Source organism: Microbacterium sp. cx-55 (assembly GCF_021117345.1).
GTDB lineage: Bacteria > Actinomycetota > Actinomycetes > Actinomycetales > Microbacteriaceae > Microbacterium.
In genome coordinates, this window is sequence record NZ_CP088261.1 from 2,419,130 (window position 1) to 2,440,623 (window position 21,494).

Genomic DNA, 21,494 nt, shown 5'->3' on the forward strand with positions numbered 1-21,494 from the left:
TCGGTCAGGCGGTGGCGATGGCGAGGACAGCGTCCGACGTGGGAACGCCGTTCGGCGATCCGCCCGCGTCTTCGACGGTTACCGCGATGACGTCGCCGGGCTGCATCGATCCGTCCAGGACGGCGGTCGCGTCGCCGCCGTCGGCCGAGAAGACGCCGGCGGCGATCGGCTGGCCGTCGCGGACGTACCAGAGCTCGAACTCCTTGCCCTCGTCGATGCTCGGCAGGCCTTCGGACACCAGCACGGCCGAACCGACGCTTTCCGACCAGTGCAACGTCGCTTCGCCTCCGCCCGTCACAGAGCCGGCTGCGGATTGCGCGTCGGGCGCATCCGTGATGCGTTCGAGCGCGACGACGGATGCGGGTTGGGTCACCTGCTGCGAGACCACGACCACAGCACCGCCGATGCCGAGGATGAGAACGAGGCTCGCGGCGAGCGCGAACCAGGAGCGCATTCCCCAGCCGCCGCGCGCAGCGGGCGCCGGCTCCGGGGCCGTAGCTGCGGGCGCTGCGACGGGGTCGGCGGCTGCCGACGTCGCGGCCGGCGCCGCGTCCTGCGGTGTCACGGCGATGCGAGCGAGGAGTTCCGCGCGGATGGCGGGTGGGGGGACGACCTCGGATACGCCGTCCGCAAGTCTCGCGGCCATGGTCGCATCCTCGTCCAGTGTCGCGCGGCGCTGAGGATCAGCCTCAAGAGCGCGAGCCAACATCCGCTGGTCGTCCGGAGTGAGCGCGTGGACGGCGTCGCCCGCAGACAGTTCGTCGAATTCGCGGTCGTTCATGATGCCACCCCCATACTCACTCGTAGGCGGGACAGGGCGTCCCGCATCCTGGTCTTCACTGTTCCGAGTGGTGCACCCACCAGAGCCGCGATCTCGCTCTGCGAATACCCACCGAAGTACGCGAGCGTGATGGCTTCGCGCTGCGCGTCGGGGAGTTCCGCAAGGGCTGCGGCTACCCGTTGTCCCTCTATTCTCAACTCAACCTGCTCAGCGACGCCGTCATACGGCACACCCAGGTCGCGGATTCCTGCACGTACGTCACGATCGGTGCTCGACTGCGACGACCGCACGCGGTCTACCGCTCGCCGATGCGCCATCGTCAGCACCCACGATCTTCCTTGCCCCTTGTTCGGAGCGAACCGTGCGGCGGATTGCCACACCTCGAGGAATACCTCCTGCAGCACCTCTTCGCTCTGCGAACGATCGACCAGAACGCGAAGGATGAGTCCGAACACCCGCGAGGACAGCATGTCGTACAGGCGCGCGAAGGCGGCCTGATCACCTGCCGCCACGAGCTGAATGAGCTCTCCGGCGTGGTCGACGGATGCACCCCCTTCATCGGGGACGTCAACGCCGTCGATCACCATCCCTCCAGCATGCCCGACGCGACCTGAACTTGCCGTCAATGGACAGCGGTTTTCCCTGCCGATTTTCCGCGAGTTCACGGGCGTGGACGGCGAAAACCGCATGCGTCTGCATCCGATTTCCCGATCCGATCCAATCCGATTCGGGGGCGAGGCCGAATGCATATCGACGTCGCACCGCGGCGGGGATGAGGCTCACCGCCGAATCCTTATCGGATCGGCCCGCACCGGGCCTGCACACCGGAGGAACTCATGCTCACCAAGAAGTCCAAGATCACGGCAGCCGTCTCGCTCGCTTTCGTCGGTGCATTCGCACTCTCGGCGTGTAGCGGTGGGTCAGGCTCGACAATGACGGAGGAGACCTCGTCGGCGCCGATGACGTCGGAGTCCGCCAGCCCCAGCATGGAGACCGCATCCGACCTCGTCGGCCCCGGTTGCGCCGACTACGCCGCCGCAGTGCCGAGCGGTGCCGGTTCGGTTGAGGGAATGGCTCAGGACCCGGTGGCCACCGCCGCGTCGAACAACCCGCTCCTCACCACGCTCGTCGCGTCGGTCAGCGGCCAGCTGAACCCCGACGTCAACCTCGTCGACACGCTCAACAGCGGTGAATTCACCGTCTTCGCCCCGGTCGACGACGCCTTCGCGAAGATCGACGCAGCCACGATCGACACCCTGAAGACCGACTCGGCTCTGCTGACCAAGATCCTCACGTACCACGTGGTGCAGGGTCAGCTCTCCCCCGACGAGATCGACGGAACCCACACCACCGTCGAGGGTCAGGACCTGACCGTCGAGGGTAGCGGCGACTCGATCACCGTCAACGGTGAGTCCGCTGTTATCTGCGGTGGCGTCCAGACCGCCAACGCAACCGTGTACCTCATCGACACGGTGCTGATGCCGCCGGCTGAGTAGTCACGCCTCGCGAAAGGCCGCTGACGGGTTCTCCCGTCGGCGGCCTTTCCGTCTGTCCGGGTGCGGGGTGCCGGCGCGTTCGTCCGCGCACCGCGCGAACTATTAGGCTGGACACCGAGGGCCTCTAGCTCAGTCGGTAGAGCATCGGACTTTTAATCCGCGGGTCGTGGGTTCGAGCCCCACGGGGCCCACCAGATTCGCCTTACTCGAACAAACGACCTTGAGATAAAGGTTTGAAGGCTGTTCGTCGAGAGCGTCGGAGATTTCTCCGGCGCTCTTTTGTTGTTGTGCGGCCCATTCGCTGGAAGCCGCTTGGATCAGGGCGATCGGCTCGTGAACCTCACCGTGAGCAGTGACCTGGTTCTGCTCGTCCTCGATCCAGACGCCGCTGAAGAAGGCCTCCAGGATCTTCCGTTTCGTCTCCTCCCCCGCCGATACGTAGAAACTGTAGGGCCGGGCGAGGAGATCGAGGTACGCCAAGACTGTGTCGGCTTGACGCTTCGCCTGGTCCTCACTACGGGAGAGCTTGTCGAGAAGGGTTCTTCTCTGCACGGCGATCGAGCGGAGCCGTTCCTTCACCGCGCTGGCGGCGAGCTCGCCGTCCGCGGCGACGTCCAAAAGGTTCGACTCCTGCGTTTCAAGCTTTCGCAGCTGAGCGGTCAGGCGCCGACGAATAGTGCTCTCCGCCTGCTGTCGAACATCGACCGCGTCCCGCACATGCTGCTTCATCAAGGACACGAAGTCCTCGTCGAGGCTGAGCTTCTTCACCTCGCGGGCAACGGCGCGCTCAATGTCGCTCACGGGTAGATGAGGCAGATCACAGGCGCCGTCTTGTCTGCCCCGGCAGAGGTAGTAGCCGTAGATCTGATCTGCGTGATTCTTCGCTTCGGTGTAGATCATGCGGTGGGCGCGTCCACCTTTTTTGCAGCGGTCGCAACACATCAGGCCACGAAGGAAGTGCTTGTGAACGCGGTCGCGCTGATTCGGACGGCTCCTCTCGGCGTAGACCTCTTGCGCTCGTTCGAACGTCTCACTGGAAATGAGCGCTTGATGGCGGCCGTCGAAGACCTGACCTTTGTATGTGACCATCCCCAGGTAGTACGGGTCTCGGAGGATGAGGCTCAGCTGACTCAACGAGACCGGTCCCGCCTTCCACTTCGCGGTCGGGCGGGTGACGAAGCCCTGCTCGGTGAGCGCATCACGGAGCTGCGCGAGGCTGTACTTGCCGCTGCCGTACTGCTCGAAGGCCCAGCGGATGAGCGGCGCACGCTCGGGATCCACGTCGATTGTGTTGACGAGTCGTCCGTCGAAGTCCTTGCGCACATTGAGGTAGCCGAGCTTCGCGCGACCGACCGTGCCGCCATTTTGCGCCTTGTGCAGCATCTTGTTCCTGATGTCCTCACCGCTCTGGCGGACCTGGACCTCATTCATGATGTCGGTGATCGCTTCCATGGCGTCGGCCATGTAGCCCTCACCAAACTCCTCCTTCGCGGAGATGAGCTTCACGCCCATACCGGCAAGGATGCGCTTGGTGATGGCAGCATCGGTCTGGTTCCGAAAGATGCGCGATCGCATGTAGATGATGACGTGGCGCACCTCGGGATGCTCCTCCACGTAGCCAATAAGTTCGCGGAAGACGGGGCGCTTCGCGATGGACTGGGCAGAGTTGCCGGGTTCGACAAACTCGGCGAGGATCGGCGCCTTTAGGCGTTTACAGCGCTTCACGCACACCTCTCGTTGGGTGGCGATGGAGTTGCCGTCGGCATCGATGTCGATTGCCGTATGCATCTGCCGCTGGGTGGAAACGCGCAGGTACAGCACCGCGCCGCCGCCGTCCGTAGGCGTGTTCAGACTCTCGTCTGGGGCGGTTCCATTTAGGCCAAGAAGTTGCTCCCAGCCTGCGAACGAGGCGCGGCGGGGACGCGTGCTCGGTTGTTCTTCAGTGGTTTCGTTCATGGAGTGTGCCTCCTTTCCGCCGCCCGGACGAGACCGGAGCGGGCTTCCTTATTGACGCTCTCTTCGCTGAGAATGTCGATAGTTCAGGTGATGCGGAATTGTCATCGCTCCGGATGCTCCTGGGGTGCGCATCCGATGACCGTGCCTCCCTCTCGCGGCCTCCGCATGAGACGTCGCGGCGCTAGCGGTAGAACGCGTGCGTGACTCCATCGAGCTTGACGAAGCTGTACATGTCGTTCAGCCGGTCGTGGAAGGCGGTGTGATTCCAGGTGAGGTAGTCGTCGGGGACGCCGTTTTGTTGTTTGAAGGTGGCGAGTTCGGCCTGCCATCCGAGCGCTTCGATGGTGTCGATGACCAGGTCGTCGATGCTGTTCCAGGCGTCGGCATAGCACTGCTCGTAGCGTCGGATCAGGGTGGGATCCTCGGGGGCTGTGTCGGTGAGGCGGAGGAAGGCAGCGAATCCGGCGCCGTGCGTGAGTACCCCTTCGATGACGCGCAGTTCGTCTTCAGGGTTGCTGAGGCGTCCGAGGATGGTGTCGATCGTTCGCTGCGCCTCGGCGCCTGGCGGGGTGAAGAATGCGCGGCGTTCTGGCGGGTCTTCGTGGTGCGGGTTCTCTGGCTTCATGGCCTGGGGTCCTCCTTTCTTGGTTCCGGTGCGGCGTCGGCAGTCGGGGTCGGGTCGCTGATGACCCGGAGCAGCTGATCTGGCGTGGTGACCGCGAACAGTGGGGCTGGGGTGTCCGGGTCTGCCCGGATGGCCGAGCTCAGCCGCGCTACGCGCCGCTCTGTGGGGACAACCCACAGCACTCGGGGAAAGACCCCGCGCTCGACCTGTGCTGCCCCCGTACGCCGGTAGGCCTCGTAGGTGCGGCACTTCTCGAGTAGCACCGGGAGCGATTCCGTTCCGCGGTCGATCTCGATATACCAGTGGTCTTCATAGTCCCCGGTGACGAGCGCGACGTAGAGGTCGGGCTTGAGGATCTTGATGGTGCCGGCCGGTCCGAGAAAGCTTCGCCAGGCTTCGGATTCAACCTCGACCGCCATCGGTTCGCTGCCGTCGGCGCGACCGTACTCGTACAGCTGGGTCACGGTCTCGGTGATTTGCAATGAGTGTTCAAGGAACGGCAGGGCCGGGTCGACGAAGCGTCGTCGCGATGCATTCCGCTTACGTGTGAGGCGTTCGCCGGCACCGTCGAGGTGCCACACGAAGGCGGCGGAACCTCGAGTGTGTCCGCCGACGGGCCTTTCCAGCCTCGTGACGAGACCGATCGACAGGAGCCGGTCGAGCACCCGGATGGTGGCTCTCGTGGCGGCGGTCCTCGTGCGGTGGTTCGTGAAGTACATGCGGCGCAGGTGGCTCGTTGTGGCGTAGCGCTGTCGAGAAAGGAACCGCAAGATCTCGCCATCTCGCTCCGACAGACGGGTGACGAGTCTGGCGAGTTGGACCTGGCTGATGCGCGGCGCATAGTGCGCATCTGGTTCTGACTCGATCGGCTGCACGGGTGAGGGTGCCTCGTTCATCCGTCGCGCCTCCAGGCGAACTGGTTGGTGGGAAGGGTTCCCGCCAAGGGCGGGAATGTCGGCTCCCGTACTGCCGATGGATGGCCGGAATGCCGGGGGTATCGAGCACGTAATGTGCTTGTGGCCGGACGGGCGACCGGACGCTCACTCACCTCTCGGATGGCACTCATTTGTGGCTCCGTTTCGTGCGTCCGATCGGCTCGTTTGCGTCCGGGAAGAGTCCGATCTGTACCGGCGGCGGGGTCTCGACGCAGGCGCCGAACCGGGACTCTGCTTCGGCGATCACTGCGTCTGCCGAAGACACGGCTTTAAGCGGTGGGAGTACCCGGGCGGAGAACCAACCGGTACGTCTGCCGTGGTGTTGGAGGCTGGTGTAGATCTCGTAGGGCGGAAGCCGCGTGAAGTCCTCCGCGTCCAGTCCGGTGAGTCGGGCGGCGGCACGGGCTTCGTCGTCCTCGAGTCCGAAGATGATCTTGTTGCGAGCATTCGCGTCGATGGCGCGCAGGAGTTTGTCGGGCATCTGTGCGCGGTGTTGGTGGGCGAGGTGCCAGGCAGCGCCGAGCGATCGAGACTGTTCGAGCGCCTCGGCGAGATCGCCGAGGTGTAGGAAGTTCTGCGCTTCGTCGATGTAGATGCTCACCGGGCGCCGCTTTGCGGGCGGTGTCGCGGCGCGAGCGAGGATGAGCTGCCAGAGCTGCGCGACGACGAGTGCGCCGATGAGGGACGCTGCGGTTCCTAGCATCCCCTTGTTCAGGCTGACGATGAGGATGCGCCGCTTCGTGAACAGGTCGCTGAGCTCGAAGTTTGGATTCGCTTGCTCGAGGACGGCGCGGACGCCTGGGCGCAGCAGGAACTGGCGAAGTCGGCTCATCGCGGGGCCAACGGCCGCTGCTTGCTGGCCAGGTGATTTGGCGTCGTACTGCGCCCAGAAGCCTTGGAGCGCTGGGTCCGTGATGCGCGAGACAACTCCGCGACGATAGTTCGGGTCGGTCAGGAGCTGGGGTAACCGGGCAAGGCTGGCGTCGGGGGCGTATGTCAGGGTGAGGAAACTCACGTGCAGCGTGTCGGACGTCTGCGGGCCGAACGCGGTCGGAAACAGGCCTCGGAAGAGGTCGAGCATGATGTCCGCCACCAGAGAGCGGCGTTCGTCGGCGTTGGGTTGGTCGAAGCCTGCGAAGGGATTGATGCCCGTTGGACGCGCCAGCGACGGATCGATGATGGCCACCTCTGAGACGCGGTTCTCGGGGATCAGGGTGAGCACGTCCATCGCGAGGTCCCGCTTGGGATCGATGACGACAACGGATCTGCCGGCCCGCAAGTCAGCGGCGATGAGGTGTTGGAGGAGCGTGCTCTTTCCCGCGCCCGTCGGACCGTAGAGGTGGGTATGGCGGGTGGCGTCGGCGATGTCGATCCCGACCGGCGCAGGGCCTCCTGGGGAGGTCGTCATCGCGAACACCCGATCGGCCGGCGCCTTGTAGGTGTTCGGAGGTGCGATCAGGCGAGGGTGCGCGGGCGGCAGACCAGGAAGATTCTCCGCACCAACGGGCCATGCCAGGAGCGGGAGAAGTTCGCCGGGAGTGAGCCGCAGAGGCTGTCGAAGCGGCACCGTCGCTGAGTCCAGATTGACCGGGTTCTTACTCGTGAGCGAGATCGTGGTGCCGCTGCTCTGCAGCGTTCTGAGCGCGGCCAGTATGGCGTGCACCATGAGTCGCCGACGGACGGGCGACGGTGAGGCCACTCCGACGCGGACGACAGCACGGAACCGATACTGAGCAAGCTTCTGCTGCAGCCGTCCCCGAACATCTGAAGGTGGTGGCGTCGAACCCGTCAGAAGTACACGCGCCAGTGATGCGGTTGGGTCGGGAGAATGTGGGTGAAGGAGTTCAGGTGCGAGGGCGCGTCCGAGGACTACCTGAAGCACGAGCACGTCGCCCTTGCCCGTCGCGTGGGTGAGCGCCGCCAGTACGGTCCGAAGGGTTTCCGGGCTGGCGTCGAGCGCCAAGTTGAGGTTGCGCTGTCGAATATGGAGCCTCCCCGCCCGCTCGACTTCAGTTCGCGCGTGGCTGAGCTCTGTCAGGACCGCGCCGGGGAAAAGACGGCGGAGCAGGGAGACGGTGCTCTGTACTTCACCGTCCTCTGCCCCGACGAGGTAGCTGGTCTTCCCTGCTTCCGTTCGAGCCTCGAAGGTGAGGCCCGAACGGGTGGTGTCCGAAGCGAGCGCGGTCAGGAAACCGACCGCTTGGTTGGCGTCGAGCGGCGACGGCCAGTGGATCTGACGCCACGAAGTCATTGCAGGCCTCGCTCGCTGCGGTCATCGCCGCGTTCGAGAGCATCGGGGTCCGGGGTGGCTGTCGTGTCGTGCTGCTGTCCCTCACGTTCCTGAATCGCGGCGTGCTCGAGGAGCGCCTGGGCGAGCTTGTCGTAGTCCGGGGTTGGCCTCAGCTCCGCTCGGGCGCGGATGCGGTATTCGCGTCGCGGACGACCGCGCCCGCGCTTCTGGTTACGCATGGAGACCTCTTGACGTCACCAGCGGTTGCGGCGTGATCGGAGCCAGACGACGAGCAGCCGCAACGCGCCTCCGCACAGGAGGATGATCAGCAGCCAGCCCCATATTTGCGACAGGATCCAGGTTGTCGCCCAGAGAAGAAGCGCGACGAGAAGCACTGACCACGCGAATGTCCTCACGGTGTCCATTGGGCCGCGGTCCGAAGGCGACATGGCGGGTTCCTTCCGCATAGGGGTGTGTCAGACAGATGCGGGCGTCAGGCATTCGGCACCTCGCGTCGGTGTCGGGCGTCACTGGGAACCGGGTATCCCGGGATCACGATGTCCGATTTCACCTCGTTGCCCCAGACTTTCCAGCCCGGAAACGGTCGGCGGGCGAAAATCTCGAGATACGGTCCGGGGCTGCATCGGGAAGCGAGAATGTGCACTTCCTCAGGCTTGTGGGAGTGATCCTGCCGCGGGTACATCGCGAACGATCGCTGCCCATGGAACTGGAACGGCAAGCGGCCTTTGACACCCAGCAGGAGCGTCTCGTGGGCGTGCCGGAAATACGGGCCGAGTCCCATCTGGTCCTTTCCCCAGACGAACTCGTCGACGAAGCGAAAGCCCCACGCCTCCATGACTTCTTCGGCTATCCGGCGGACGGCCGGGTAGCACCAGAGGTACAGGTGCGCGTTGTCGGCGGCGAGATCGCTGATCGGCATCGCACGGATCTGCTCGATGGACATGAGTGGGTAGTGCTGATCCGCGCCGTACTGCCCTCTTTGCCCTGCGTTTCCCCAGGGCGGGTCAATCATCAGGCAGGCAGGCCGTTCGTCGGCCGGATGGCCCGGGGGCGCCCCCTCGTCGGTGTGGTCAGTTCTCTTGTTGTTGCTGTTCATGGAAACCCTCCTTTCCGCAGCCCGAAGTGAAGAAAACGGGCACGCTGAACGTCGTTCATGGATGATGAATGGAGTCGGGTGCCCGGACTGCTGCACTGATTTATGAAGCATCGGGGCGAATTCGTAAAGTGTCCGGTCGAGCGACTCGCCCGTTGACCCCGGTGGCGCGGCCGAGCGCCGCGACGCCGTCCGATCGAGCTAGGTGACGGTTACGTCGGAGGCAGCTCGCCTCGCGCTACGTACAGCGCCTGCGAAATTCCCCGCTTCGCATGTTCAGCTGCAGCCTGTTCTTCCGAGAGGGCCTGGGCGAGACGATAGATCGCCGCGCGTAGCTCACGCTGCTTCCGCTCCCGCTCAGACCGCAGCCGTCTTACACGGGCGACGCGACGTCGTGTCAACGCGCCGCGAATGAGGTTCGCTGCATAGACCGTCACGAAGCCAAAGGCCAAGGTGAGGCCGAGAGCGACGAGGCAGACGCTGACGGCGGTAATGATGTCCACGTTCCGGCTGTCCCTTCGTCAGTACTGCTGACTACGGCGGGCGGCGCCCTGCGCATAGCTCGACAGGATCGGCAGAACCAGCGGTGCCGCTTCGGGGATGTCGTGCAGGCCGGCCTGCGTCATGCGATACAGCGTGAGGGTGTTGTTCATCGCGACTGCGGCGTGCACCAACGCGACTTGCTCGGTCGCGGCGGCGATGTCCGCGCGGGCAGCAATGGCCTCGAGCTCTCGCTTGGTCTGACGGGCTACGGCTCCGGTCAGTCGTTGTCCGTGCTGGGTGACATGGTTTCCTCCGAAGAGGGGCGTGAGGTCGGTCGACATACTCTGCATTCCTTCCAGATCCATCTACCGGGGGCTTTTCCGGCAATGAACTCACACTAAATCTCACCCTGACCAGGGAGAAAGCATAAGGGTGATAACACCCTCGGTAGGATTCACGCGTGGAAAGCGAACGTTATCCCGAGAACCACATGCAGTTCGTTCCCGACATCCCGAACCAATGGCAAGAGTTCGCCGATCGGCGCGAGGCACTACTGCTCGACTACGGCTACAACACCGCACGGGCCTACTGGGCGGATCTGCAGGACTGGTTCGAGTGGGCGGTCGCGCGCGACAAGAACGTACTGACGCTCACGGAATCCGACCGGACGCAGTACGTCGCACTGCTTCGGCGCCGAAAGTACAGCGAGAGCACCATTCGGCGACGGCTCGTGGTGCTTCGTCTGCTCCTCGCGCGCACATGATCAAATCGCAGGCGGCGCTTTGCAGAGGACGGCGGCATCTTCCATCCCCAGAGCGCCGGGCGATCCTTGGCGGAGCGGATCCCGACGCGCTCGACAGGTCCCGACCACTTCGGGACGTTTCTGCGTATCGTCGTCGACCTTAGGGAGCCGTGAGCGACGGCACGGGCGGCAGGAGCTCTTCGACGGCGATATCCAGCACCTGGCAGATCGCGAGGATAGTGGCGAGGCGCGGGTTGGTTGCCGCGCCTCCTCTCGTCACGGCGCCCCGTTCGTACTGCTGATAGGCGTACAGCGAGATGCTGGCTCGCTCAGCCATCTGCTCTTGGGTGAGCACCTTCGCGTCGCGGGCGCGGCGCAGATTGATCCCAAGCTCCCGAGCAAACTGCGCCCATTCGGGCGACGCGGCGGGGCTGAGGTTCACTGTTTCAGCCTGAAACCAAGAAGAGTTGGTGAGAACCAATAGAAATTGGTAAAGTCCGGAATTAGGCTGCCCCGACGCTCGCGAGACGGCCTGCCACATGCCCGGCTCACCGCTCAATGCCCTTGGGGGACCTTCCAATGACCCGACCCTGGCGCCGCTTCCGGCGCACCTTTTCCGTCGCCACCGCAGCCCTCGCCGTCGCAGGCGCACTAGCCATCACCCCGCAGGCTGCCGTTGCTGCCGAGGACCCGCTACAAGTCCTAGCGAGCAATGTCGCCGTGAACACAACCACCGCCGAATCCGCGACCGTGACCTTCGACTACGCACCCAACGACAGCGTCACCCTTCCCGCCCCGCCGTACTCGATGCGCGTCTACATCTCGCCGTCGAACGTGAACTACTGGGAAACCGACAACGGCGCTCGCGACTACTTCGACATCTCCACGCCCGGCTCCTATAACAAGGCCTTCACGCTCACCCCCGGCAGCTACAACCTCTCGATCGCGTCCTACCCGGTCCTTGATTGTGGCGACTGTGGCGGCCCCGAACCGACCGTATTCAGCACCATGCCCTTCACCGTGACGGCAGCCACCCCGACGCCGACTCCCACGCCGGAGCCGACAACAGAACCGGCGCCCACGCCCTCCGCGACAGCCGCGCCTGCATCGCCGGGAGCATCGCTGTCCGCCACCAACGTTTTCGCGGGCAGCAGCGTCACCGTGACGGCCTCGGGGCTGGCGACGAACGAGCCCGTCGAGTTGTGGATCCACTCGACGCCCGTGCAACTCTGGACTGGCACCGCCGACGCCTCGGGCGGACTTACCCAGGCGATTACTATCCCCGCAGATACCCCGCTGGGAGCCCACCGCATCGAACTACGCGGCGCCACGACCGGGTCGCTTTGGCTGGACCTCAGCGTGCATGGCGGCCAGCTTGCCGCAACAGGCGGCAACGGCATCCTGGTCGGCGGAATCAGCATCGGCGCCGCCGCTCTCATCGCGACCGGAGGACTGTCCATGCTGCTCGCACGACGGAGAAAGCAGCACAGCAACGCCTGAGCCCGCCCCGTTCACGTGCGCCCCTCGGACTCGCATCGGGGGGCGCACGTTTGCTTCCACAACTTGGACGCGACTTGCGAAGGCAGAGAACCCGAAGCGACCATTTCGGTGGAAATTGGTACGGCCGTGCCGAGAATAGAAGAAAGCAAAGCTCCTCCTTTCAGGCGCGAGGAGGAGAACAAAGCGTCGGAACCTGGCTGAGGCATCCAACTCAAGACCTCTTGGGACGGGGTGGTGCGCGATTGTACGGTTGCGCCCCCGCGTGGCGCGTCGTTCACTGGAGGTACTGTCGCCAGCTATGGGACGAACGCGATCGCCTACTTGGTTCACGTCTCGTCACGTGGAACGCTATAGGCTCGCTCTCTTGTAACACGTAATCGAAATACACGGAGAAAGTCTCGAAGCAGACTAACTGGTGGATAGTCTCGAGAACCGCAGATGGCGTGGCTGAGGGGCGCGTCGACCGCGCGATGTGCGCGGCGCTAGGTAGCCAGTGGGCGACGTCGGCGTCCGTCCCACGCAGGAGCGCCGCGGTGGCGGCATCGACAGTGGCAGAGAACGAGATGCCTGTGGTTGACTTGCGACATGAACGCGAATACTTCCCCGGCTCCAGCCGATCTTCGGGGGATGTGTGTCTCTCACGCTTAGATTCGTTCCCGTCGCACAAAGTGCGAGTGAGCTACCCGTTGCGCGCCAACATATATGGGTGGGGCTGACATTGACTGTGGGTCGACTCCTATTTATCCCACCTATTGTCTTTTCGGCCATTGACGAGAAATTTGTGCCGTACATCGCCTACATCGCCGCATTCATAGCTATAGACATATTTGATGGAGTCATTGCGCGTAGGTTCGGTGCAGAAACTGCAACGCGGCGAGCCCTAGACGGAATTGTCGACAAGCTGAGCATCCACCTCGTGGCCTTGGTGGTTTGCCTTGGTACACCCATGGCTGCCGTCTTTTGGCTAATCATGCTTGGGCGGGACTTGATTCAAGCAACGGTCGGACTTTACGTGCTCCGCTCGCGCAGAATTATCGCAGCGGGTGCGAAGTGGCATCGCTCTTTCACTCTCAGTGTCGCAGCTTGGGGGATCGGGCTGGTGCTAATAGGAGCAGCGTCCTGGCCTCTCGGAGTTCTAATGAGCATCCTGGGCATCGCGACCCTAATCGACTACTGCGCGCAATGCTTCAAGTTGCTAAGAATGCCACCGCGGGCAGTAGTTAGATCCGATTTGATCGACACCCTCGATTAGCCCGATTAGGACACGTGAACGTCATTAGATATTGCATCGATTGGAGAATCAGTGGTATCAAATAGTCCCGCCAAAGCTCCCAGATCTGCATATCGATTCAGCCTGAATCTATCACCGCAGGCTCAAGGGCTTGCAGTTGGTGGGGCAACGTTCGCGGCGATGTCTTATGGGATTCAAACTCAGCACTGGTTTATCCCGGATGCGAATGAGCTGCCGTTCACATTCTGGTCAGTTTGCATGGCCCTGATCGCTATATGGGTTCTCCTTGTGGTGTCGGCCGGGCCAATGAAGGAACTACTTCGTTCTACGATAATGAGCGCGGATGAAGCCGATGAGTTATCGATGGCACCGAGGGCCTGGCGCACGATCTGGTTTGCTCTACTTAATATCTTGGCGTTCGGCTGCGTATATGCACTCGGATGGTTCACACAGGCGACAGGTGGAGTTTTAAGCTCCCCCTACTCTTTCGCCCTTGCCGCAATATTCGCCGGCTCTATTTTCATAGCGCGTCGCTGGTGGGTACCGATCGTAGTTCTTGCGTGGACTTTAGCTGTCTCAATCATGTTTTCCGACTGGAGCGACACGGCGGAGTCGTTCACGATCCCCAAGTGGCTACTTTTTGTAACCTTCATAGTGAACGCGATCATCACTCTCTTAGTATGGTTGTTTCGAGTTTGGTACCACCGTTGGGTGGAGGAGAAGCTGTTGTCTTTCCCGTCGAATGGTGCCGACTAGGAAGCGCAGCTCGCTCCCCAGCTAATGAATTTACCGCTAGAATCCCCCCTTCTCGGGGTTTGTGTCAATTGCCAGAAGTGTGGAGCTGACCGCCATTGCGACGCCTGACGCCAGGAACAGTAAAGTTCGAGGATCATTCGAATCGCCTTGCGGATGGAACGAAAGCGTAACTGCTGTGATTACACTTACTGCAGAGGCTGCAATCAGCGCACCCACGAGGGCCAACTGTCGTATTCTCCGTTTCATTTCTCACCGCCTCAGTTATGAAGCGAGCTGCATTGCTATTTTCTCACAAAACGGCTCGCATTCTTTGGGGAAACGCATCAATTGGAAGTGGGAAGCGAATCTTGACCGGGGAGAAAAGAGCATTTCTTGGCGATGTGGATTTGACATCAATTTGGCTCTTCGCGAACGTGGGTATAGCGCTGGTCTGAATCCGCCCGCTTCGAGCAGTGATCTCGCGACGTGGTTCGTGAGATTTCGGAAGGCCGAGGGCGGAGCCGCGGAGGTGTTCGAAGCGGCCGTTGATGGCCTCCGTGGGTCCGTTGCTGGTGCCGGGTCGGTCGAATAACGCGAGCACGTCTGGCGCTCGCTGTTTGAGGGTGCGGCCGAGCTTGCGAATCTCGGCGAGCGCGGTCGGGACGCCGGCGGTGACCACGTCGGGCAGTTCTACGGCGGCGGCGGTCTTGAACACGGTGAACTCGTCCATTGCGACCACCTCGATGCCCTTGCTCCGTTGCTCCGTTGCTCCGTTGCTCCGTTGCTCCGTTGCTCGAGGCGATCAGCGAGCCACTTCTTGAACACCGCCTTGGAACGCCCCACACCATGTCCAACAGCCGTGCCGGCCCAGTCTCATCACGGGCCGGGGTGAGGTCGATGATCGAATAGACCACAATGTCGCGCACGATTCCGTTCTCGAAGATTGTGTGGTTACGCAGCACGCCATCATTTTTCGCGCCGAGCTTCTCGATGGTCGTGCGTGGCTGGCGGTTGCGCCAGGGCGCGTGGAACTCCGCTTACTCGAATACGAAACGGTGGTCGTGTTAGCAAGATGCTCTAATCTAATGACATGGCAAAGAAGCAGATTACCCAGATCACAGACGACCTCGACGGTTCTGTTCTCGAGGAGGGCGTAGCCGTCCAGTTCTCGCTGGAGGGACGCAGCTACGAAATCGACCTTTCGATTGAGAACGCCGAAAAGATTCGAGAAGCCCTCGCACCTTTCATCAACGCCGGCCGACTAGTCTCCGGCCACAGATCCGGGGCGCAAGGTCGGTCAGCAAAAAAAGACTCGCGTGATCTCAGTGCGGTTCGCGCATGGGCCGCGGCGAATGGCTACGAGGTGAGCGCGCGCGGTCGCGTTCCCCTCGCCATTCTTGAGGCGTACGACGCAGCACACTGAGGCCATGGCGAGTTACGAGCCAACAGGCAGTCAGTTCCTCTTCTACAGCCCGCGTGACCGAAACTACGTCGCCATGCCGGAACTAGAAGTGGCGGACGAAGGCTATTGGGGGTTGCGCTGCACCGATGGGCACCGCGCGATACGCAGACTCCCCGACAAGTGGCATCGACATCGCTACGCGTGCGAGGTAGATCATTACCTTCCGGAGCACGACGAGCTACCGCTGCTGCTACCCGATTCGGTAGCGCTTCTTTCGCAGCCGAATGCAGTGATCGGGTCCCTCTGGTACCACCGCACAGAGCGATCACATCTGAGTCGCGCCTACGACGGTGTCACCCACTTGGGAACTTCAGAAGCTGCTGAGGACCGCAACTTGTTCCTCATTTCTGGGGGCGCGCAGACCAACCTCTTCACAGCTAAGATTTCCGCTGGCGCTCGTGTTGCGCCCCACGTCCTTGTTGAGCCCACGTCCGGCGACCACGGCCACGAAATCTTCGACAAGTGGTTCGAAACGGCGGATGTCATCATGTATGTCAACAGTCACGAAGCACCTGGTTCTATCTCCTTGGCGATCAAGCCGTCCGTGCTTACCACAGTCGTTGGCGTTACTTGATCAACGGTCTCTGAAGCGGCGCCGTCGGTTGATGCTGGAGGTCGAGATCGTAGAAGGCAACCTCACGCGTGACCTGGCGTGAGCCCTCAGCGCGAACCTGTCGGAATTTCCGACGGGAAGTCGATACATCGAGCTCGCTCTCGTCGTAGACGTGCTTGATGTGCTCCTGAATGTTTTTTGCGCGATGCCTGAAACAGCTCAGCGATTTGCTGCTGGATTAGCCAAACCGTGTCCGCGTCAAGCTGGACGTCGAGCGCTGGAGTGCCGTCCTCACTTTGGTAGAGAATCACCGCACCGGATGGCTGGTCATCGCTTACGCCTCTGCATCCTCATGCTGCCCCGGAACCTCCCAGTAGTCCGGGATCATCGAGACGAGATAGCTGACGTTTCGGACGCGATTGGGATCATCACCGTTTTCAACCGTCATGATCGCGTCGTATAGCGCTTGACGGATGATCGGGTTCAGTTCCGCCATCTGGGCATCGGATAGATGCTTTACATGGAAGTCTTCCATCGCATTACGAACCTGCATCGCCAGGATCATGACGTGCTGCTGCTGCGGAGTCAAAGAAGCGAAAAGACGTGCATTCATCTGGCCCTGAGTATGCGAAACAATGTTCAATTCGTCAAGAGCTCGCTCGACGCAACCAGGCACCCGCCCCTCCCGTCGCGCTGCCCCGCCAATCACCCCTGGGACACCACGGATCAGGTGAACGTGATGAGTTAGACGACCCCGGCCAGGTCGCTGCCGAGGATGCAGAGGTCACTCATTGAATCGCGAATCCACCAGTTCGTGGGTCCAGGCGATCACGTTCGGTGTTTTGCCCCTCGCGATCGTCTGGTGAACGTGCCGCTCCCACAAGGTCCGCAGTGCATCTTGAGAGTCCGGTGGCATCTGCATCGCGCTCTCGACGGATCCCTGCCAGGTCAGCCCCGGTGCGCTTAGAGCAGACGCAATCTTCACGGCATTCGCTGCATTCGCCTGAGCCGTGGCAGCGTCGAGTGCCCCGAGAGCATCGAGCACATACGCGTCGAGAAGCCGAAGCATCAGTTTGCCGTCGTAGCGATCCGCATCAGCACTCATAGCTCAGCTCCAAGGGCGCGCCCGGAAGGGCGCCACAATCGCCACGAACGAACTCCTCAGCGGCGACAAGAGCATTGGATCGCAGCGGCACCTCTTCGTCAGTAGAGCTTGGGCGCCCGCCCCCCAAGCCAGTACTCGATTCCTCGAATTGGTGTGCGGTCGGTGTCGTCACCGTACTGCTCGTCTCGCGAGAGCTGACTGTCCAGTTTCTTCGTGGCCGACTCGTAGTACACGCGGTACTCGGTAGGCCGAGGAATGTTCGCCGCCTTAAACCTATCCTCGGCTTCAAAAAGATCCTCAGTCAGGAATCGTTGCACCTGGCGAATTCTGTTCTTCGAGGTGTCCGTGCCCTTGAGGTCTTCGGGGAAGACCACTACGCCGGCCTGGTCGAAATACGCATTGACGAAGCTCGATCCTCGTTCCGAAGAAGCATAAATGTAGACGGCGCGAACGTCTGGCGCGGAACCCGCATATTCAAGAGCGATCGAAATCCACTTCGAGAGGAGATCTTGGAGTACTTCTGCTTCTGTGGCCATCGTCTTCCTATGTTACCAAATCACTGTCGGAATGTCTGCGGCACCATATGACCATTGATGGTCGATTCGACGATAAATGCCGTTGGCCTGCCGGTGGGATCTGTGGTGATTCTCACGTCGACACTCACTACGCCAGGAGGATCGGCCTTCAGCGCGTTAGCCCAATCAGTCTCGAGTTTTTTGTAGTCGCTGAGATTGATATGGGACAGCTGACTCACGAGATTGTCCAGCTTCGGCGATCCGCCAAACTGATCCGCGGCGAGGTGCCCGGCATGATCCCCGTCAAGTTTGCCTGGTGTGTCTGGATCGTGGGACAGGCGGCCTTCGTGCGTCTTCAGCTCGAGGTTCTCGGCATGGAAACGGTCGATGTAGCCATTCGAGTCGGTGTGATAGATATAGTCGTGCTCGCCGGTCTGATACCACGTATCAGGTTGCAAACGGCCCTCAGGACTCATGTGTGTGCCATCGCGGACAACCGGGAGATCGTCAATGTCCTCCCGCGATAACGGTCGCCAACCCTCCGGTCCCGTCGAATCAAGTCGGTTGCTGGAGAGGGGCGCGCGTTCAGAAATTGCCTGCGGCGAGGTACTGCCGCCAGGTAACCGTGTGTGGAATCGCGCAAGCACCTTCTCGACCGCACCCGCAAGACGATCGATGAGCGGAAGGAACTCGCGAAGTGACCGCAGCAGCTTGGTGACGAAGCTCCCGATCCGCGTCGCCAGGGCACTGACCTTCGTGACGACTTGACCGATCGCAATCGGGGACCCGACTCCGAGCGTCGCCGCGGTGGTGATCGCTGCACTGATCGCCGTCCCTACTACCTGCGAGATGGCGTCGCGAACGAGCTCGTAGACCGCCTGCACCAAGGTGGAAGCGATCTGCAGACCAGAGCCGACGGCGCCGGCCCACTGTCCCGTGGCGCTCAGGTTCGACGCCAGATCGCGGACGTGCGCCGAGTACGCGTCGACGGTCTGCCCGCTCAGGCCATCGAGGTCGCCGAGTCGGTGATGAAGATCAGCGCCGACCTGCTCCAGACGACCCGCAGCATTCGCCCACGTTTGTCCGAACGCCTGCACCTCGGAAGCGTTCCCACTGAGATCCTGCAGCCACCCGCGGAGAGGCTCAATGTGATCGAGCACCCACCCGAGGCCATTGGCGATGAGCGTACCGATCGGGTCGATGACCATGCCGACGGTGTCGAGCGCTGTCGTGAAGGCGGCGACGCCCCCTTCGACCCAGTTGCCGCTCTGGATCGCATTCGCCAGGTCGGCTCCGTCCTGCAGCAGGTATGCACCACCAAAAGCGGACGGCTCAGACGCGGCCGGAGACGCGATCAGAGAGTTCGTGCTCATTAGCCGAGCGCCTTCTCGATGTTGGCGACGGACTGGGTGACGGACTCCTCATACTGATCGAACTCTCCGAGGGCGGCGCGGATTTCGGTTGCCGTCCGTCCGATGAGGTCCTCGCCGCCCGAGATGGCCGATGACACCACCCCGGACAACATTGAGACGGGCGGGACCATCCACGCGCACAGAAGCCCGAAAGCTCCCCCAGAGAGGTTGATGGAGTTGATCGCGGAAACGGCTTCGGCAGCATCGCTTGCCAGCTGCTCTACCCGACTCGCGTGCTGCTGGATCAGGTCAGCATCCACCCGGATCTCACCGGCGCTCATACGGTGCCTCCGGTGCGCCAAGCGTGAGAGCCCGTCTCCTGCGCTTCGAGGTCCGCAGCGACCGCCTTCACGATCGGATCGTCCTCTCCCATGATCTCGGCCGTAAGCGCCAGCGTCTTCGCTCGAGCGTCGCGATGTGCCGCGGATAGAAGCGCCATGACTTCCCTGCTCACTTGCCGCCCTCCGCGATCGAGCGCGGCGTCGGAGATCTCAAGATTTCGGAGCACTCCGCTGGCGTCGACCTCCACTGCGATGTCGCGCCGCAGAGAAACTGCACGAGCACGGACCTCATCGATCCCAGCCTGCAATGCCGGATAGCGCTCCGCGCGCTGCTGCGCCCTACGCACATCTTCTTCTACTCGCAAGATCGCCGCGTCAGCATCTTCAAACACCATCAGGCTCCCCTCTTACGAGTGACGACGCTACAACGCCGCACCAACGCGGTACCTGAGTTATCAACAGCCCAGTTCTGCGAGCGAGTCCGGCCGTGCAGATATCGTCTTCGGATGACACCGCGACCGGCTTGCCTCCACCGCGTGGTCTCGGTGTCGTATGCAGCTGGACAAGAAGCGCGGCGGCCATACGCATTACACCTCGCGCGGAGCGACGAGAAGGACGGGCTACAGGCGGCCCGTCCTTCTCGTGATTACGTGCTACGCGCTATCCAATGATGTTGACAGCGCTGTTGACGACGCGACTGTACTCTTCGCAGGTCGCAGAGGACGTGCCACCAGGGCCAGTGTCCGCGGCGTTGATCCACCACCGCGTGGTCCCGTTGATCAGGGTTGTTCTTTCGCACTGCACAGCAAGGCGGAAGAGGTACGACTCGCCGCTCGCGCGGGGTGCGCACGTTGCGGTGACCGTCCGATCTTGGATGGCTGTGGTGCAGCTGGGGAACTCTGCTGCGGATGCGGCCGTCGTTGGAGCGACGATCAACGCAAGTCCAAGCGTCGCGACAGAACTGCAAAGGGCGAGTACTTTCTTGACCTTGTTCATGGTTTCCTCCAATTTGGACTGGGAGTCCAAATTACCCAGCGCAACGGGTTACGGTACGCACGTGAGGCGACTCTCATTCCCGTATCACCTGCGCGCAAGAGCCCGTACAGCCGATACGACAGGGATCAAGAGGTCACGGATGGGATCGTGAGCTGGACACCACCAGTCAGAGATCCCTTGCCCGTCCTGACGAGAATCGGAAACTGTGCTTCGTAAAGCTGCGCGACACGTTCGTTCTGAGCCATGAAAAGAGGGGGGTCTGGCCGCAGCGTGCCGACCCAGCCCGCAACTGCCGCGCGTAGTGCCGACGCCGACGTACTACGCGTTAGGCGAGTGTGTTGCGCAAAGGAGAGCCGTCGGCGATGGACCAGAACATCGAGCACCGAGTCCCGATCGCTACTCAGCACAACAATGCGCCGTGGATCAAGCAGACGAAACACGGTGAGCCCGGCCATCAGAAGCCACACCACGATGACCGTCAGCGTGAACGTGCCTACTAGGAGAAGGACTGCCGAGCCGAACGGAGTCGAGGTGAGCACCGCAAGTAGGACGAGCATCAGAGCGAGAGCACTGACCATGATTCTCATGAGGATCGCATAAGGGCGCGACTTCCGTATTGATAGCAGACCGCCTTCGAACGACAGACGGGTCAGCCGAAGGATGTCGCGCCACGAGGCAATTCGCACGCCGGCCGGAGCGACGACATGTTTGCGATACACAAGGTCAAACTACTGCGCAAGGTGCCTGCGTAGCCCGCCTACCTCAGGCATAGATCGCGGACGAGCTCAGGGTCTTCGTGGAAAGCATTAGTCGTGCCGAGGACGTCCAACAACGAGGTCGCGGTGACGGTCGTCGCTACGAGAAGACGATTAATCCCAGTCAGCGAGGACGAAATCCGCGCACGCTGGCCGGTTCTCGCGTCCATCACACTGCGAGAAGATAAAACCACGCTTCACTTCCTCTTGACTGAGGTCTTCGGCTTGGACCATGTACTTCCAAGGCTCCTCGGTGCGGTGATTGTATGCGCCCGCATAAAGATCTTCGATACCAGAACAGGCGTCGTAGATCGGATCGGTAATCCTGTCGTACTCGGCGTTCGCATCTGCAATGAGGGCACGTTCGTGGTCTGACAACGCGCCGTCCTCGTACAGCGGTTCGTCGAGTTCTGTGTAAAGGGGGTGGCTCTGCAGGTGCTCCGCGTACGCGCGCGACGCTCCGCCGTACGCTTCGTCGCAGGAGGTGGACACACTTAGTGGACTGCTCTCAGGATCCGCCCCGCCGAAGACGGAACATGACCCCAACATCGCGCAGAGCACGGCGAGCGATCCCCCTGCAGCGAACC

The 21,494-nt window shown here is 62.1% G+C and carries 27 protein-coding genes, 1 tRNA gene and 2 pseudogenes; 9 read left to right on the top strand and 21 right to left on the bottom strand.

Annotation, left to right across the window (positions count from 1 at the left end; all coding sequences use genetic code 11):
- Nucleotides 1-4: 4 nt before the first annotated feature.
- Nucleotides 5-781, bottom strand: coding sequence for an anti-sigma factor (locus tag LQ938_RS11395; RefSeq protein ID WP_223722946.1), 777 nt, complete (start codon nt 779-781; stop codon nt 5-7).
- Nucleotides 778-1,368, bottom strand: a complete 591-nt coding sequence (gene sigK, locus LQ938_RS11400; protein ID WP_223722945.1) for an ECF RNA polymerase sigma factor SigK — start codon at nt 1,366-1,368, stop codon at nt 778-780. The genes LQ938_RS11395 and sigK overlap by 4 nt, the downstream gene beginning before the upstream one ends.
- A gap of 249 nt (nt 1,369-1,617) precedes the next feature.
- On the opposite strand from sigK, the gene LQ938_RS11405 reads away from it, so the two are divergent.
- The 3 genes from LQ938_RS11405 to LQ938_RS11415 all read left to right on the top strand — a co-directional run bounded on the left by LQ938_RS11405 (nt 1,618) and on the right by LQ938_RS11415 (nt 3,084).
- Nucleotides 1,618-2,277 (top strand): fasciclin domain-containing protein, encoded by a 660-nt coding sequence (locus LQ938_RS11405; RefSeq protein WP_223722944.1) that lies wholly within the window; start codon nt 1,618-1,620, stop codon nt 2,275-2,277.
- Between the two features lie 118 nt (nt 2,278-2,395).
- A tRNA-Lys gene (locus LQ938_RS11410) sits at nt 2,396-2,471 on the top strand.
- Nucleotides 2,472-2,610: 139 nt separating this feature from the next.
- Nucleotides 2,611-3,084: a hypothetical protein gene (locus tag LQ938_RS11415; protein WP_223722943.1), complete on the top strand. Its 474-nt coding sequence runs from the start codon at nt 2,611-2,613 to the stop codon at nt 3,082-3,084.
- Between the two features lie 246 nt (nt 3,085-3,330).
- Here LQ938_RS11415 and LQ938_RS15540 read toward each other — a convergent pair.
- From LQ938_RS15540 to LQ938_RS11460, 9 genes and pseudogenes are all read right to left on the bottom strand, one after another.
- Nucleotides 3,331-4,233: pseudogene (locus LQ938_RS15540) on the bottom strand (recombinase family protein); the annotation flags it as partial.
- Between the two features lie 181 nt (nt 4,234-4,414).
- On the bottom strand, nt 4,415-4,858 hold the full coding sequence (locus LQ938_RS11425) for a hypothetical protein (RefSeq protein WP_223722942.1): 444 nt from the start codon (nt 4,856-4,858) through the stop codon (nt 4,415-4,417).
- A complete protein-coding gene (locus LQ938_RS11430) occupies nt 4,855-5,733 on the bottom strand; it encodes a replication-relaxation family protein (RefSeq protein ID WP_223722941.1) in 879 nt (292 codons plus the stop codon). Before LQ938_RS11430 ends, LQ938_RS11425 begins: the two co-directional genes overlap by 4 nt.
- A gap of 187 nt (nt 5,734-5,920) precedes the next feature.
- Complete coding sequence (locus tag LQ938_RS11435; RefSeq protein WP_223722940.1) at nt 5,921-8,044, bottom strand: type IV secretory system conjugative DNA transfer family protein; 2,124 nt, start codon at nt 8,042-8,044, stop codon at nt 5,921-5,923.
- Nucleotides 8,041-8,262 carry a hypothetical protein gene (locus tag LQ938_RS11440; protein WP_223722939.1) on the bottom strand — a complete coding sequence of 74 codons (222 nt, stop codon included), beginning with the start codon at nt 8,260-8,262 and terminating at the stop codon, nt 8,041-8,043. The genes LQ938_RS11435 and LQ938_RS11440 overlap by 4 nt, the downstream gene beginning before the upstream one ends.
- A gap of 15 nt (nt 8,263-8,277) precedes the next feature.
- Nucleotides 8,278-8,439, bottom strand: a complete 162-nt coding sequence (locus LQ938_RS11445; RefSeq protein ID WP_223722938.1) for a hypothetical protein — start codon at nt 8,437-8,439, stop codon at nt 8,278-8,280.
- A gap of 77 nt (nt 8,440-8,516) precedes the next feature.
- The gene (locus tag LQ938_RS11450) at nt 8,517-9,140 is read right to left on the bottom strand and encodes an MT-A70 family methyltransferase (protein ID WP_223722937.1); all 624 of its coding nucleotides are present in this window, start codon (nt 9,138-9,140) and stop codon (nt 8,517-8,519) included.
- Between the two features lie 209 nt (nt 9,141-9,349).
- Nucleotides 9,350-9,640, bottom strand: coding sequence for a hypothetical protein (locus LQ938_RS11455; protein WP_223722936.1), 291 nt, complete (start codon nt 9,638-9,640; stop codon nt 9,350-9,352).
- 18 nt (nt 9,641-9,658) lie between these two features.
- Nucleotides 9,659-9,961, bottom strand: a complete 303-nt coding sequence (locus tag LQ938_RS11460; protein WP_223722935.1) for a hypothetical protein — start codon at nt 9,959-9,961, stop codon at nt 9,659-9,661.
- A gap of 119 nt (nt 9,962-10,080) precedes the next feature.
- On the opposite strand from LQ938_RS11460, the gene LQ938_RS11465 reads away from it, so the two are divergent.
- The gene (locus LQ938_RS11465; protein ID WP_223722934.1) at nt 10,081-10,383 is read left to right on the top strand and encodes a site-specific integrase; all 303 of its coding nucleotides are present in this window, start codon (nt 10,081-10,083) and stop codon (nt 10,381-10,383) included.
- Between the two features lie 139 nt (nt 10,384-10,522).
- Here the strand turns inward: LQ938_RS11465 and LQ938_RS11470 are convergent, their stop codons facing one another.
- Nucleotides 10,523-10,804: a helix-turn-helix domain-containing protein gene (locus LQ938_RS11470; RefSeq protein WP_223722933.1), complete on the bottom strand. Its 282-nt coding sequence runs from the start codon at nt 10,802-10,804 to the stop codon at nt 10,523-10,525.
- A gap of 137 nt (nt 10,805-10,941) precedes the next feature.
- Between LQ938_RS11470 and LQ938_RS11475 the strand changes: the two genes are divergently transcribed.
- The 3 genes from LQ938_RS11475 to LQ938_RS11480 all read left to right on the top strand — a co-directional run bounded on the left by LQ938_RS11475 (nt 10,942) and on the right by LQ938_RS11480 (nt 13,849).
- The gene (locus tag LQ938_RS11475; RefSeq protein ID WP_223722932.1) at nt 10,942-11,862 is read left to right on the top strand and encodes a hypothetical protein; all 921 of its coding nucleotides are present in this window, start codon (nt 10,942-10,944) and stop codon (nt 11,860-11,862) included.
- A gap of 724 nt (nt 11,863-12,586) precedes the next feature.
- Nucleotides 12,587-13,114 (top strand): CDP-alcohol phosphatidyltransferase family protein, encoded by a 528-nt coding sequence (locus LQ938_RS15545; protein WP_442922923.1) that lies wholly within the window; start codon nt 12,587-12,589, stop codon nt 13,112-13,114.
- 159 nt (nt 13,115-13,273) lie between these two features.
- Nucleotides 13,274-13,849, top strand: coding sequence for a hypothetical protein (locus LQ938_RS11480; RefSeq protein ID WP_223722931.1), 576 nt, complete (start codon nt 13,274-13,276; stop codon nt 13,847-13,849).
- A 411-nt stretch (nt 13,850-14,260) separates the two neighbouring features.
- On the opposite strand, the pseudogene LQ938_RS11485 reads toward LQ938_RS11480, so the two are convergent.
- Nucleotides 14,261-14,748: pseudogene (locus LQ938_RS11485) on the bottom strand (transposase); the annotation flags it as partial.
- Between the two features lie 170 nt (nt 14,749-14,918).
- Here LQ938_RS11485 and LQ938_RS11490 point away from each other — a divergent pair.
- Both LQ938_RS11490 and LQ938_RS11495 read left to right on the top strand, forming a co-directional pair.
- Nucleotides 14,919-15,251: a histone-like nucleoid-structuring protein Lsr2 gene (locus LQ938_RS11490; RefSeq protein ID WP_223722930.1), complete on the top strand. Its 333-nt coding sequence runs from the start codon at nt 14,919-14,921 to the stop codon at nt 15,249-15,251.
- Between the two features lie 4 nt (nt 15,252-15,255).
- A complete protein-coding gene (locus LQ938_RS11495; protein ID WP_223722929.1) occupies nt 15,256-15,864 on the top strand; it encodes a hypothetical protein in 609 nt (202 codons plus the stop codon).
- 313 nt (nt 15,865-16,177) lie between these two features.
- Here LQ938_RS11495 and LQ938_RS11500 read toward each other — a convergent pair whose 3' ends face one another.
- The 8 genes from LQ938_RS11500 to LQ938_RS11535 form a co-directional block, all read right to left on the bottom strand.
- Nucleotides 16,178-16,456 carry a hypothetical protein gene (locus LQ938_RS11500; RefSeq protein ID WP_223722928.1) on the bottom strand — a complete coding sequence of 93 codons (279 nt, stop codon included), beginning with the start codon at nt 16,454-16,456 and terminating at the stop codon, nt 16,178-16,180.
- A gap of 171 nt (nt 16,457-16,627) precedes the next feature.
- Complete coding sequence (locus LQ938_RS11505; RefSeq protein ID WP_223722927.1) at nt 16,628-16,948, bottom strand: hypothetical protein; 321 nt, start codon at nt 16,946-16,948, stop codon at nt 16,628-16,630.
- Between the two features lie 98 nt (nt 16,949-17,046).
- Entirely contained in the window at nt 17,047-17,484 is a 438-nt protein-coding gene (locus LQ938_RS11510) for a hypothetical protein (RefSeq protein ID WP_223722926.1), read from the bottom strand.
- Between the two features lie 20 nt (nt 17,485-17,504).
- Nucleotides 17,505-18,836, bottom strand: coding sequence for a DNA/RNA non-specific endonuclease (locus LQ938_RS11515; RefSeq protein ID WP_223722925.1), 1,332 nt, complete (start codon nt 18,834-18,836; stop codon nt 17,505-17,507).
- Entirely contained in the window at nt 18,836-19,156 is a 321-nt protein-coding gene (locus tag LQ938_RS11520) for a type VII secretion target (protein ID WP_223722924.1), read from the bottom strand. Before LQ938_RS11520 ends, LQ938_RS11515 begins: the two co-directional genes overlap by 1 nt.
- On the bottom strand, nt 19,153-19,551 hold the full coding sequence (locus LQ938_RS11525; protein ID WP_223722923.1) for a YbaB/EbfC family nucleoid-associated protein: 399 nt from the start codon (nt 19,549-19,551) through the stop codon (nt 19,153-19,155). Before LQ938_RS11525 ends, LQ938_RS11520 begins: the two co-directional genes overlap by 4 nt.
- Nucleotides 19,552-20,277: 726 nt before the next feature.
- Nucleotides 20,278-20,871, bottom strand: a complete 594-nt coding sequence (locus LQ938_RS11530; protein ID WP_223722922.1) for a hypothetical protein — start codon at nt 20,869-20,871, stop codon at nt 20,278-20,280.
- 150 nt (nt 20,872-21,021) lie between these two features.
- Nucleotides 21,022-21,399 (bottom strand): hypothetical protein, encoded by a 378-nt coding sequence (locus tag LQ938_RS11535; protein WP_223722921.1) that lies wholly within the window; start codon nt 21,397-21,399, stop codon nt 21,022-21,024.
- Nucleotides 21,400-21,494: the final 95 nt, after the last annotated feature.